Raw genomic sequence first — 13,874 nt, 5'->3', positions numbered from 1 at the left:
GTCAGGCTACTTTCAGCGGCAATTTGATCTCGAGCGTGAAAGGAATATAGTCCCCCTCGTCCTTAAGAAGGCGAATGCCTATCGTGCCCCCGCCGTTCGATATGAATTTCTTAACGGCATCCATGCCGACCCCACGCCCTGAAATCTGGGACAGGGTCTCTGCCGTCGACAGACCCGGCAGGAATATGGTCTCTGCAATCGATTCGATACGAACAGGCTCACGAAGACACCCAGCCTTGACAGCTTTTTCCTTCAATTTTTGGATGGCGAGCCCGCGACCGTCGTCATGGAATTCGATCACTATCATATCGTTATCGACACGAGTCCTGACCTCGATGAGGCCCGTCTGGTCCTTGCCTTTGCCCTGCCGCTCCTGGGCCGGCTCAATACCGTGGTCCAAGGCATTGCGCAGGATGTGGATCATGGCGTTGCGCAGCACCTGCTCGCTCTCGCGCGGAACCTGGATTTCGCTGGTCGCAAGCTTGATCACAGGAGCCGGTTTGCCGAGGTCCTTGGCGATCTTGGCTGCTGGTTCCAGACATTCCTCCAGGATGTGCGTGTCGGACTTGAAGATAAAACTGGCCAGCTGGTCCTTGATGACCCGAATGTTGTCGAGCAGAGCCGCTGGGGAGCTCTGGCTTTCGCTCATCATGGACGCAAGGGTTCTATAGTGTGACTTGATGAATTGGATGTCGACGGCAACCTGGTTGCCGTTCATCTTCCGCCCCAGCTTGTCGCGATTGATCGTGATATAGAGGTTGAATTGCGCCCAGGCCCGATCGATGTTGACCGCGAGGGATTCCTGCTGGGGCTCCATCTGACCTTTCGTGATCTGGGCGTATTCATGCTCGATCTCATGCAAGGTATTGGCAAGACCTGACAGTCCGAGGGTCCTGGCGCCGCCTTTCACGGTATGGGCATTGACGAACATGATCTTGATGTCGTCGGGGGATATCGCCCCGGCCTGAATGAGTCGCAGGTTCTCCGCGAGAAGGGCTTCCGAGGCCCGGGTGAAGATATCGAACTTGTTGGGCTCGCATTGCACAAGCTCCTGAATGATTAAGAGATCCTGACGCTGCTTTTCGCTCTCCACCTCCAGACGCTTCTTGTCGGTCACATCCTCTATGGTCATCAGAACGCTGGCAACCACGCCATCGCTGGTCAGCTCCGGCCCCCAGGTCAAGGCATAGAACGAGCTGCCGCTTTCACGGTTGACTCTCACCTCCAGGGGGAAGTTTCCTGAATTGAGCGTGAAGCTCAATTGATCTTCACCGATGCTGGCTTCGAGGCTCGCCATCATGCGGTCCATCGCATCCTGCGACAACGTCGTCCCGGTGAAGAATTCCATGATCGAACGGCCTCCGAGCTCTTTCCGCTTCAGGATGGTCTCGAGATGCTTCGAGTAGTTCTGGGAGATGATCCCTTTCCCATTCAGGGACGCCACACCCTGAGGAATGTTGTCGAAGATGGTCTTCAGTTCCCGCGTCCGGTGTTCAACCTTGACCTCCAGGTTATGGTTCATGTCCTGGATCTCACGGTTCTTCTCGGTCAACTGGCTATTGAGGATTCCAGCCTGACGATAGGCCTCTGCGAACTGGCGGCCGATGATCAACGAAGACGAAAACGTCATGGCCAGGAGACCCAGCGTTCCCACGCGGAACATATCGATTTTGCCAAGTATGATCATCGCATCGAGTCCGATCAGGATAGGGCCCGCGACGTAGCCGAACAGACCGAATGCGGCGCCTGGTATGCGCTGCCGCCATGCCTTGACGAACAACCAGGCTGCGAGCAAGGAGGATAGGAGCAGAACCAGTGTCAGTAGGGCGAGAGCCTTATCCTTTACGTGCCCTGGAAATACCGGATTCAGGTGGACCGAGCCGATCGTGAGAACGGTGATCACAAACATCACGAACAGAGTGATGATATATTTCCTGGTATAGACAGGTTTGATCAGGAAGTAGGATACCAGGAACGACATGCAGTTGAGGAAGATGAAGCGGAGGAACTGAATAGCTGAATTGAAAGTTGCGAGGCTATCGGACTGCTCGAAATAGAGCGCGAGGATCTGCTCTTCAGCAACACAGCGCATGATAAAGACGAGGGCGGCGAAAGCCAGCATCAGGTTTGACAGATCTTCACGGCGCAGGAGGAAGATCGCCAGCTGATAGACGAACACCAGGATCAAGGCGCCTGTACACGCTACCTGATAGATTTGTCCCGACTGAACCCGGGTCCGAAGCCGCTCGGCCTCATCGAACTTCATGCTGACGATGCCAAGGGAGGAGTAGACCCGATTATCGAGCTTGTAAGCGGGGGCCGAGGTCTGGACGAGCAGCCAAAGCCCACCACTCTCGTAGGAAAAGTAAGCCTCGTGCGAGCCAAAGGGAACAAGACGATAGAAGTTCTGTGTGGCGTCTGCGCTCACCCGGCCATCTTCATGGAGCAGGGAGATTTCGTTCCCACGGATCAAGAACATGCGGTAGGATTCGTTAATGTTGAAGGAAATGCCCTTTTTGCCAGGCTGATCCCCACTCAGCTCGATCAGGTAAGTCCCGAAATGCTCGCTCTTCGGTGCAGCAGCTCTGCCTTCTGCAGCGGAAGGCGTCATCAGGGGCGAATAGATTGCCTTGCTGTCGGGCCAGGTGACTTCCCTGCCTTGCTGAGTGGCAATCATCCGCAGCTCATCGGCGGGAGCAGGTTCCAGCAGCTGTTCGGGAAGAAAGTAGACATGCCGAATCTCGGGGCGAGCGAGCGCTTCGAGGCCGAAAGCCAAATGGAAGAAACACGCGAGGAGGAGCAACAGTCTACTGGTGATCATAGCAGGAAACTCCCTAGGCTATTGCATTCAACGAATTTGTATCCTTGACTGTATCCACCTGGGTCTGATCGAGAAACCGATAGTAAAGTCTGACTGCGGCTGGATCATCTCTGATCACGAGTCCTTTCTCTTTAAGATTGACCTCGATGAAATCTGTACGATGATCGCGGTCTATACTGTGATAGACCCTTTCTTGAATGATGATCACACTTCGAGGCTTCTCGCCTCCAAACAGGATTTTGCGCATTCCTTCATAGCGGGTGGCAAGGATAATGGCCGGCCCAAATAGATCGTACTCTTTGGCGCCAGTTTCGGGATAAAACCCGTTCAAGGATTCAATGGCAATGCCCACTCCGCAACAAATCGGCGACTCAGGGTGAAGATTTTCGGCCTCTTCCTTGAGGATTTGCGCAAATTTCATCGCGAGATCGAGAGAGTCGTTGGCGGGATTCTTTGAAAGCGATTGAAAGGGATATCCCACGGCACAAAGAAAGCCGTCGCCCATTTCCTTGATACGGTAGGCACGGGCCTTTAAACTCCGGCCGTCATAGCCTTCCATCATGATATCATTGCATCGTCTGAAAACATTTCTAAAGAAATCGGGGGCATTGATATGCAGAATCTTTGAACTTCCCACAATGTCGAAGGAGATAACGCACGCGCGCCCTGGGCCCGTGGGCATCGTGTTTTCCAACTGCTCTCCATGTTTGATAAGGGCGATCTGGTGCGGATAGAACACCTTGGAAAGCTGCGCAAAGGCGTGTTCGCTGTCTTTTATCGCTTGGGTTCGCTCTTCAAGCAGGCTGGCTTCACTTAACCTCGCCTTCTGTGCCATGGCAAAACTAAAGGCTATCGCCTCCACAGCAAAGCCAAGAGGCATGAACCAACCTGTGAATACCAATTTACCAGAAAACATGCCCACGCTGCTCAAGGCGAGTATCGCAAAAAGCAGAAGCCATCCCACCAGCATGGCATAGGCAGGTATGTAACGCCTATAGGCAGCGGTCCACGCAAGGACAAAGCAGAGGAAAAAGCACGCTGGAGTTGTGATGTAATTAGCTGCGGCCGCCAACGGGTAACCCAACAGCACACCTAAGAATGCCAGGGTTTGAAGGCCAATCTGAAAGAGACCGATCTTATAGAAAATCTGATATTTGCTTCTGGCGCTCAGCAGCTCAAACGACAGGAAAATGACAAAGGTTCCCGACCCCCACATGGACGCATAGAGGATAAATACGGCAGGATCGCTGTAGGGAATAGCGCCATTGACCAGCAAAAGGTAATATAGTGCACTGCTGGCATAGAGAATGTAATATAAGAGATAAATCTTTCTTATAATGAGAAAGAGCACGAGGTTATAGACGATCAATGTGAGCATGATGCCGGAGATGCTGCTCATCGCGACCAGGTCCTGGCTCTTTTGCTCTTCAAACTCTTCCATGAAAAATGCTTGCAGCTGCAGCTTCACGAGGCCCGCGAAACTTCCTCTTTGAACCTTCAGGAGGAGACTTTTCCCGAATTCCTTCTGTGTTATGATGTAGGCCCCATAATGATGCTTTAAGAAGGGCAAGGGACGTGCTCCCATGTCCTCCAACACAAAGAGCCTCGTAAAATAAGGGCGATCATTCTTATCAGCATTCATGATTCGATGAGTCAGTATATATTTTTCACTATTCAAAGACGGAGCGCGAAGCATTAAGAAATATTCCGTATCAGCCTCAACCGATATCCCCACACCATTCTCAATGTCGGTCCATCTAAACTGGCTTGGATCTTTCGCGACATCTTCAGGAGTGAACTTTCCCGAAGGTGCGGAAAAATATTTGATCCCACCTATGGCCCTTGTCTCGGCATGGGCTTTCCCCACAGAGACAAGGAGCAGATGAGTTAGCAGTAATATGATCAAGTTCCGAAGCAAAGAGCCTCCAGTTTACGTATCCAGTTCACTCTATCGTAAGAAATAGAGAAGAATTTGACGGAAAATATTGCCTACTGGAGGGAGCGCGAGACATTCCCGCGCTCTTTTTGCTGATTTGTCTCAGAGGGCTGAGGGCAGGGTCACGTCTCGCGCTTCCAGATCTGTGGGCAAAATCCACGTAGAGGCGGCACTGAACGTTGGAGTCGAGATCAGGGTGGAGGACGAGGTACAGGTCGTAGCCCACTCCACATCATCTGTTGTCACGCAGAAATTGTTCTTGTAACGATCAGCTATGGGCGTTTGTTCGCCAAAAGCGGCACCGTTCTGACACTGGCTGCTGAAGTTCGTGCAGAAATCAGCCACTTCCCAATCGGAAAACGCTGACACATCACTGATCGTATTCTTCACCATGTAGAGCGCGCCGGTCGTGTTGGTGCTGTCGCCTGCAAAGTCTGTATAGATGAACATTTTGGTCTCAGCCGTCGGTGTGGTTTCACAGGTGTTATTTCCTAGCCAGCGCGGCAGATACATCATGGCTTTGCCTTGCGCAACACCTTCCACGTATTTGATATTAATGGCAATGGATGCTGGGGCCTGAACGTCATTTCCGCTGCATTCCATTCCATCCAGAAAAAGGTCCACTTCGAAGTTGTTTTCATCGGTGTAGGTGATGGTTGTCTCCACACTCGCCGGGCCACCCCCGTCGCCTTCGCCTTCTTCTTCATCCGAGTTGGCCCCATCAAATTTTATTTTATAAACATTGTCGGCAACGTCCAGATGCATGAAAGGACCTTTGGTGCTATGAATCAAGAACTTGAATACAGTATCTGATGTAATTTCATAGTCGACCGTCGTACCGTCATCACCTTCGAGAGTACCTTTTTCGTCAGGGAAGCTGCCAAAGGTCTCTGTAATCTGAGTTATCATGGTGCTGGACATTTCAACCATGCTTTTGCCCATGCCCAGATAAAGTTTCAGCAGCTGGGGCTGGCAATCAAAAAAGCCGTCGGTGCCTTCGCAGGGATTACCCTCAAGATTCAAGCTGGTGCTCAGAATGAGAGATCCCGGTACCATGTTATCGCTCACAAAATCAATGTTCGTGGTGGCAGTCGCCACGTCCGGCGTTGATGTTGCGGCAGCGTCATCGTCTTCCTTCTTATCGCATGAGAGACTGGCGGTGACCAGCAATGTCACGAAGCTCAAGGTTTGAATTCTACTTGTCATGGAAGGCTGTCCTCATATGTTGCAGTTTCTTTACCTGTATAAAATATCGGCTGGGCTTTGCTGGGAGTGAATGGGGTCTTCTTTACCTTTGTGTTCAGTTTCATCCCATCAACCCAGGCAGGGATAGGGGAACTTTATGTAAGCTCGCGACCCATGACTAGGGCCTAAAAATAAACATTTTCCTGCTGCAAGCGGAGAAATCCAAGGCCGTAACCTCACTGCGCTGCACATCAACATCTTGCGGGCACACGACAACGGCGGCTCTCTCTCCATCATTTTCATCAGTCAGGGTGATCGCGTTAGCGAAAGTAGCCTTTTGTCCAGCTGGAATGAGAACTTCCGTGCTTAGAACTTCTGTTTTAGTTAGAAGTTCTCTTTCAGCGCGATCGTAAATCATAAGATATATCTTCACGGGTGTGCTGGCGATCACTTCAAAATTGATGCGATCGCCAGCCTGTGCCTCATTTTCAGAAAATGTTACAAACTCACCGTTCCGCTCAGCGATGACTGAGATCTGAGTTTCGCCTTTGAACGTCACCGTAGGCTGATCATTTTGTTGAACGATGGGAACTATGATGAAGAGCAAGGCCGCGGATGCTATCGCCAGGCCCGTTAACCAGGGAAATAGGAAAGAAGACTGTTTCTCTTTTAATTGCAGAGGACGCAATTGAATACTATCTATTTCCTCCTTTTCTTTCGAGGGCAGATCATCTGGACTTACATCGCTCTTCAGGTTCAAATACGCCAAATGCCTTTTATACCGCGACGGGTTATCCTTATCCATACTCACCTCAATATTTTTTCAATCTTTTCCTTGATTTTTGCCCAGTCTCTCTGGATGGTCTTTTTCGAAACTCCCAGCAATTCTGCGATTTCATCGAAGATCATTCCATCGAACACGATATAACTGAAAATTTCCGCTTCCCGGTCTTTGAGCTTGCCAAGGCAGAAATTGACGAGATCCTTTTCCAAAACAAGGTCACGGTACTCCAAGCCAAGTGTGCTGACAGCAAAATCCATCGTACACTCCTCTCGCCGCGCCGCCGCCGATCGCAGGTAGTCGATGGCTGCGCGATGGCTTGACTTATAGATCCATGCATAGAGCGCTCTTTCATGATCGAATGTCGGCTTCTTTTGCCATAGCTTCATAAACACGTCCTGCACGATCTCTGCTGCCACATCATCCCGTCCGATCATGGCTTTTACCTTGTGAACAGCATATCTGGCCATCCCTTGATAGTAGTGCTGCACCAATTGGGAATCACTGCAATCAATAGGCTGAGCTTCCCTATCAGCAGCAGCCAACATGAAGAGAAACATCTCTCACCACCTCTCTAAACGATCCAGTTGATGCTCGGAGGACATTTCGCATGCAAATTCAGGAAATGATTCATAAATTATCAGAGCACCAGGCCCGCTCCGATCAAGCTGGCGCTAAAGGCGATCATGCTCTCCTCAGGTCCTTCCAAAAAAATGCCTTCCCGCCTAAAAAACAAATGGATCGCCGTTGAGTCCGCCCTCAAATACCGATACCCGAGAGAGAAGGCAAACTTGGACCCTTGAGTCGCCGGCTCATCCGGCGGCGCCGTGTTCCAATTACGCTGCTCAATTTCTGCTCCACCATTCATGGAAGCGATAAACCAATGGCGGTGATCCTCGGCGAATAAACGCCCAGTGGCCATGATTCCCAAGAGGCCACCCATGCCGCGCGATATTCCAGAATTGCCACGGTACTGTAATGGATTTTGGCGGACGGCGGCCGAAACCGTTGGTCTGACCCATAATCCACGGATATTCACACCGCTCCACTGGTAGCCGATTTCAAGGAAAGGGCCATTGTTGGAAAGGGGGCGAACGCCTTGATGGATACCGAGAGCCAAGGTCCATTGCTCGCCCAGGACATGCCCCTTTGATACGAGAAAGGACTGAAAATCACGGTCGATTTTAAGTTGGGCGAGGTCGATGGTTTCGTTATCTTTCAGGACATCAACCAGCCCATGGCCCCGGTAATAGGTATTGGAAACGGCTATTTTATAGCGACCGGGCAACACACGGATGCTGGTTACGGCATGTTCCGCTTTATCAACGCGAAAAATCTGCGCTCCCTTTTCCTGGGCCAGTAGAACTGTACCGTACACTTCCGGTCCCAGGATAAGTCGCACGGTTTCCTTCTGAGGGCGTGTTACGACGAGGGTCCCTTGACCTTTCAGGTTGATATCGACCTGAGGACGCTGCTGGGATCTGCTCGGCAGGGTCAAGGTATAGAGCTTCATCTCTCGGAACACGTATTGATAGATTTCATCAATCGTCACCAAACCATCATCATTGGAATCAGCCTGACCATACAGGCCTGACACGAGATAGTGAGTGAAGAGGCTTCCTTCCAATTCTCCAATTTCGTAAGCAAACTCACTTTCCGAGGTGGCGGCAAGGAACACGATTCCGCTGGGTTCATCGAAATGAGCTTTGGGTAAGGCAAACGAGGTTTCCATCTTGATGCCTTTGGCGGTCAAAGCTCCTGCGAAACAGCTATCGAGAAAGACCAGCTTCGTCTTTGCCTTTACGTCCTGTAGCCACTGATGGAGCTCGGCCCGAGGCAGCTCACGATCAAGAAGATGAAGGCCTTCGCTATCCGAGTGCCCGGAGTAGTAAAGTACGAATTTAACAGGTTCTCGAATGGCTGCGATATGCCGCTGAATCTGTTGGATCATGGACCTCAGCTGCTGATAGCTCACATCGCTGCCAAAGAACGTATCTTCCTTCCGCACGCCTCCAATCCTTTGCAGGACGCTCTTGACTCGGCCCATATCCGTCTGGGTGAACTCCAGCTGGGGGAGCCCCAGCTTGTAGGAACTCTTGTTCCCTATCGCAAGCAGAACGGTTCGTGCTTCGTTGGCCCGAAGCACAGGGGAAACAAAACAAAATATTACCAAAAGTAACAGTCGCAACCCTTGTCTCCCAGCAACTCGATGATTATGCACGATTATATCAGATAGCTGAGAAAAGCCAAAAAAGAATGTCCTTCGATCCAGCTCTGGAACGTTCAGGTCTTGAAATCAAGAGACACAGGCGCCTCCAGGGGCCAATGATTTCGCTTCTCAATCAGCAAGGTAATGGGAGAAAGAAGACATGAAAAAGGCTTGCACACTTGCCAAGGCGATTCTGGCTCTGATGTTTCTGCTGTTCGGCATCCAGGAACCGTCCTATGGCGAAGCCAGGGATTGCTCCCACTATATTTTTTATAGATGCGATGGCATCGGAGCACACGCTTTTTACCGCCCCCATATCATGGTGCTCGAAAGCGGGATGGAGGCTGTCTACTATCGACGCGTCGATCAGTATCCCTATGGAAGGGGCTTCAAGAACACCGTTCACTCCATACTGAACGCAGACAAGGTCATCCATGAATATGGTGGGTATGGCAAGTTCTTTAAGGATCAGTTCCTTCCTCAAAAAACCGGGGCCTTTGCCCCTAATTGGGGATGGCATCTTCTGGGGGGCGGCTTCCGTGCCAGGCTGCTTGAAGAATATTATTCCCACAACGGAATTGAAAATGCCAGACTGTGGTCCTGGCTCACTCTTTACCTGGGACACTTCGGCAACGAAGCGGCTCAAGCTGAAAAAGCAGACCATGGCACTGTCGATGCTATTGCTGATTTGATGTTCTTTGATTGGGCTGGGAAGGTTCTTTTCAGCTACGATGGCTTTGCCAATTTCTTCAGCCAAACCCTGCATCTCAAAGAGTGGACCTATCAAATGTCCTATGATCCTCGAAACAATCGCTTGGTCAATAATGGCCAGCAGTATTGGTTGCGTGTTCCTCTCACGGATCACTTCAGTGTAAGCATGCTGACTGGCAATATGCACAATTCCGTTTCTTTCACAGTAAACAATGATTACCAGCAGCAGTGGACGCTGGGCGTTGGGCTCAAGCCGGAGGCCATCACCTGGAAAAAGAAGGAAGCCAAGTCAAACGCCACCTCTTACTCCATTATGATGGCCTACTCTGAACGCGATAATCCGATTGTGACCGCGTTTTATCAGGACAATACGAACCTCGTCACGAGTGCAGGAGGCGAGCTTGATGAGTTCGATGATATTTCAAAAAGCAGGAAATTCATTGTGAACATCTATCCGAAATGGATCAGCCTGAACGAGAAAAAGCTTGGAATGACTTTTGGCTACCTTTATGGTGGATATTTTCTCGGCTTTACGACAGGAGACGCACCTTTTGGGCTGGTCGCGCATACCGGAGCTGAAGATAGGTTTATGGATGATTTTTAATAGCTTATTAGGAAAGCTGTTGAAATCATAAGCAGACCTGTCTAATTTCTGGGTCGTCTGTTGTCGAGGCCGTGCTGTATGTCTGCTGAGGTTGGCGTAGGACAAGGGCGGGACGAAAAATCAGGTGGAAAAAGAAAGTTCAAGATGAGGTCAGAACAATGAAAGTTTATGTTTTCAAATCTCTGCCGCCGTTTCTTTGGGGCTACACGCGCGACATCCGTGCGATGTGGGCACTGGAAGAGTGTGGAATCGCATATGAACCCATCGGCCTCGACTGTGGGCCGAACGGTCTTCAGGATGAATCCTGGTTCGAGGCGATTTCGCCATTCAAACAGGTTCCTGCGATAGACGACGACGGATACCTCCTGGCTGAGTCGGGCGCGATTCTTCTCTACCTCGCGGAGAAGTCAGGAAAATTGATTCCTGCCGATCTGAAAGGGCGCGCGCAAGTTTATCGCTGGATGATCACGTCTTTGAATAACATCGAGCCGTTTGCGCTGCCGATTTTCTTTGCCGATCTTCAAGGCGATTCGAATCCCAACATGAAGGCCCTGCGTCCATGGCATGTCGATATACTTGGGCGTTTCTTTCCGACGATCGACGAAATGTTGAAAAACCAGCCCTTCGTGACCGGCTCTGATTTCACCGTCGCCGACATTGCCCTTACCGGCGTGCTGCGCGAACTTCGCAAGACGGAGGTCCTGAGCCAATATCCGCAGATCGAAAAATACAGGCATCTCTGCGAAGAGAGGCCGGCGTTCGTGAAAGTTATTAACGAGTACGAAGACCGATTGGGCATTGCTCGTGGGAGTGCACGGTAGGTCCGTTGAAAGCGATCTGATGGTGAAGGAATGGGCAGCACTTGCCAGGCCGAGCTGTATTTCGGAAGAGGTAGGTACCTTTACCAATGTTTTCAAATTGAAAACAAATTTCTTCAAATATTCCATGTCGCAATTGAAAGCAGCATCGAAAAGTTATAACTCAGCATAAGTGTCACCTTCACTCCCACAGCGAGAATTAAATCAGCGTCGAGTTAATGGAGGTTACTTTTTATGCTACTGAAACACTTTTCGTGCTCATTGCTTTTACTTCTGGGGATGTCTACAGCTGCCCTTGGCGATGCCCCCAGACCGGAAACGATTGACGAGTTTGGCGACTATCCCGAGGCTATTGAAGAGGCCCCTGCCGACCTTGAGTTTCCAACTTCCCCAGCTGAACCCAGCAGCTTTAGTGTGATTAACGAAAGAAGGGAATGCAAGTACGCGAGCGAATGCCGTTGGGACTGGGCGAAGAAGTGTGAATGGTGGTGCCAGAATGTAGGAGGATTTGATATCATGCAGTCTTGCAGCTGGGGCAAGTCGAGGTGTTGTTGCAACGGCTGAGGTTGGATTTGGCATTTTGAGATTACGTTAGGATGGAAGACGCGAAGGCCAGTTGTGCCCGCGGGACCTGCAGGATCAGTAGCACCGGTGTTACCTCTATCGCCTTTATTACTTGAGGGCCGCTCAAAGCCATTCCATTTGCTCAAGTGGCGCTTTGATGACGTTGACTGTATTTTCAAGGCGATTTTTCCATAGAACGAATCCAGTACGCCCCCCATCTGTTCACAGCATTCTACAGTGAGCAGTAAGGCTGGAGGGGACCAGGTTATGAAGTCAGCTTGGACAGAATCTCACCAGCCAGGCATCTCATCGAGCGTCAGCACCCGGTCGGAGCTGTAAAGCGCCGGCAAAGTTTTACGATTTTCTTCGATAAAATCCGGCCAGAGCATGGCATAGACCCACTTGTTTTGCTTCGACAGCAGAGCTGCTGTCGGCATGAATTGGCATTCGCCGATAGCTATGGGTTTGCCCGCCGCAATGCGAAGCATGGTGTCATAGTTGTGTTGGGTGTAACCCGTGTTATAAACGTCAAGCGTCGCCAGATCAAAGTATTCGGGCCCAGGACTGTAGGCGTCGACATCACTGCTCAGCGTGGTGAAATCCTGGATATTCCAGGCCCAAATCAAATTGTTCAGGCCTTTGCTTTTCGTCAGGTAGTCATGCGTCATACGAAAGAGTTGCGCTGTTCCGTATGTTCCCTTGTGACAGGACCACCAGAACACGCATTGATTCACCTCATGGAAAGGTCGAAAGACCACGACGACTCCGGCTTGTTTCAGATCTTCCAGGAATACGGCCAGGGTATCGAGGCGGCTGATCCAATTCTTGTACAGAGCCGTGCCGGGCGTCAGGAGCTCGCGAAACTGCGCATCATTCAGTTTTTGCGGATTCTTCCCGCCGATATCATCCCAACTGCAGTATTCATCTCGCGTCGGCGAACAGGCATGGTACATCAAAGTCACGAGGCTGCCCTGACGGAATTGCCTTTTCGCTTCTTCCATCAACTCCTTCCGATAGTTGACAGCGCCACTGCCAAAACCAAAATCACCTCCCCAGAGAGACGACGAGCGCCCCGTGATCGACGTGATCACCTGGGAATCAGAGGATGGCGTCGCAGCGTTTTTATTTTCAATGCCCACCAAAGTCTTTTGCCCAGAAATCCCTCGGAGGTATTGCAGTATACCAGCTTTTTTCAACGCGACCGTCGCGGCCGGACTCTGATTGAGAGCAAAAGTTTCCCAACCCTTCAAGGCAGCGCCGCTGGCTGTAACGGACCCACCGCCACCGTCTTGCGCTGAAATCCAGAGGCCCGTGGCAACCACTTGCAATCCGATTGAGTCACCCCAGGCAATCGGCCCGCTGCCGTCGGCTTTGACGATTTTAAAGTCGGCCGCATCCTGCTGGTTTTTGCTAGCCACTGCCAGACTTCCGTTTTGCACCTGCACGAAAAATCCACCGGATGTCCGCAGCTGTACTGTGTCACCGCTCTCCAAGCTGTTACCACTGCTGTCGATGACATAGAAGACTTCCCAATTTTGAGGAGTGGTGGCAGTAGCAGACAGGGTCGAACCGCCCGCATTGAGAGCTGACAGATACAGGTTTTGAACCTTCGTTCGCAGCGTAACTTTCTCTATTTTCGGCAGTGCTGTGCGCTCAACAGGATCACTATTGGTCACGACGGTGTGATCGTCCCCCGGTTGAGGAACTGGGGCGCCATTTGCAGGATTAGGACTGGGCGCGACCGTTTGATCACCTTCCGGTTGAGCAGGCGGGGCGGTTTCTGACCCAACAGGATTCTGCTGCGAGCCACGAGGCGCTCCGCAAGCCATCGTAAACATTAAGCACAAGTATGCAATACGTTTCATTTTTACTCTCCCTACTCTGACTGGAATCAACATAATCCACCAACGTCAGCTGCGGTTAAAATTTGGATCAACACATTTTGCTTCTCCCCAATCACCGGCGATCGCCGGATTCAACCTGATGTGCCTATTGAACGGCCGGAAATTTTCACCTTGGCAATCATTCGCCGAAGTGAAGTATGCTGACCATCGGCAAAGAAATCGATGCCATCCTGCCCTCGATGGCAGATCTATAGTTATAACTATACGAATGCGTGGCCACTTGAATGCCCTTTGCAGCCGCAACTTACTTGTTCCAGAACATGGTGGGCCTCACTCTAATTCCGGCGACTTTCGACAGCATAGAGTCCACGCCGGAGTCTGAGGAGTCGCCCCTGCTTCCT

General features: G+C 51.0%; 9 protein-coding genes. 2 read left to right on the top strand and 7 right to left on the bottom strand.

What is annotated here, in order from left to right; translation table 11 throughout:
- Position 1: 1 nt before the first annotated feature.
- From OLTU_RS10540 to OLTU_RS10515, 6 genes are all read right to left on the bottom strand, one after another.
- A complete protein-coding gene (locus tag OLTU_RS10540; protein ID WP_141732719.1) occupies positions 2-2,821 on the bottom strand; it encodes an ATP-binding protein in 2,820 nt (939 codons plus the stop codon).
- 13 nt (positions 2,822-2,834) lie between these two features.
- Entirely contained in the window at positions 2,835-4,727 is a 1,893-nt protein-coding gene (locus tag OLTU_RS10535) for a 7TM diverse intracellular signaling domain-containing protein (protein WP_218109965.1), read from the bottom strand.
- A gap of 132 nt (positions 4,728-4,859) precedes the next feature.
- On the bottom strand, positions 4,860-5,963 hold the full coding sequence (locus OLTU_RS10530) for a hypothetical protein (RefSeq protein ID WP_141732717.1): 1,104 nt from the start codon (positions 5,961-5,963) through the stop codon (positions 4,860-4,862).
- A gap of 157 nt (positions 5,964-6,120) precedes the next feature.
- Complete coding sequence (locus OLTU_RS10525; RefSeq protein WP_141732716.1) at positions 6,121-6,747, bottom strand: hypothetical protein; 627 nt, start codon at positions 6,745-6,747, stop codon at positions 6,121-6,123.
- 2 nt (positions 6,748-6,749) lie between these two features.
- Positions 6,750-7,283 carry an RNA polymerase sigma factor gene (locus tag OLTU_RS10520; RefSeq protein ID WP_141732715.1) on the bottom strand — a complete coding sequence of 178 codons (534 nt, stop codon included), beginning with the start codon at positions 7,281-7,283 and terminating at the stop codon, positions 6,750-6,752.
- A gap of 80 nt (positions 7,284-7,363) precedes the next feature.
- Positions 7,364-8,869 carry a caspase family protein gene (locus OLTU_RS10515; protein WP_218109964.1) on the bottom strand — a complete coding sequence of 502 codons (1,506 nt, stop codon included), beginning with the start codon at positions 8,867-8,869 and terminating at the stop codon, positions 7,364-7,366.
- A 265-nt stretch (positions 8,870-9,134) separates the two neighbouring features.
- Between OLTU_RS10515 and OLTU_RS10510 the strand changes: the two genes are divergently transcribed.
- On the top strand, positions 9,135-10,247 hold the full coding sequence (locus OLTU_RS10510) for a hypothetical protein (protein WP_141732713.1): 1,113 nt from the start codon (positions 9,135-9,137) through the stop codon (positions 10,245-10,247).
- 158 nt (positions 10,248-10,405) lie between these two features.
- The gene (locus OLTU_RS10505; protein ID WP_141732712.1) at positions 10,406-11,068 is read left to right on the top strand and encodes a glutathione S-transferase family protein; all 663 of its coding nucleotides are present in this window, start codon (positions 10,406-10,408) and stop codon (positions 11,066-11,068) included.
- 851 nt (positions 11,069-11,919) lie between these two features.
- Here the strand turns inward: OLTU_RS10505 and OLTU_RS10500 are convergent.
- Positions 11,920-13,527 carry a glycosyl hydrolase gene (locus tag OLTU_RS10500; protein ID WP_141732711.1) on the bottom strand — a complete coding sequence of 536 codons (1,608 nt, stop codon included), beginning with the start codon at positions 13,525-13,527 and terminating at the stop codon, positions 11,920-11,922.
- Positions 13,528-13,874: the final 347 nt, after the last annotated feature.

This window comes from Oligoflexus tunisiensis, from assembly GCF_001748245.1.
Classification (GTDB): domain Bacteria; phylum Bdellovibrionota_B; class Oligoflexia; order Oligoflexales; family Oligoflexaceae; genus Oligoflexus; species Oligoflexus tunisiensis.
The sequence above is the reverse complement of the archived record's forward strand: the minus strand, read 5'-3'. Positions and strand labels throughout refer to the sequence as shown.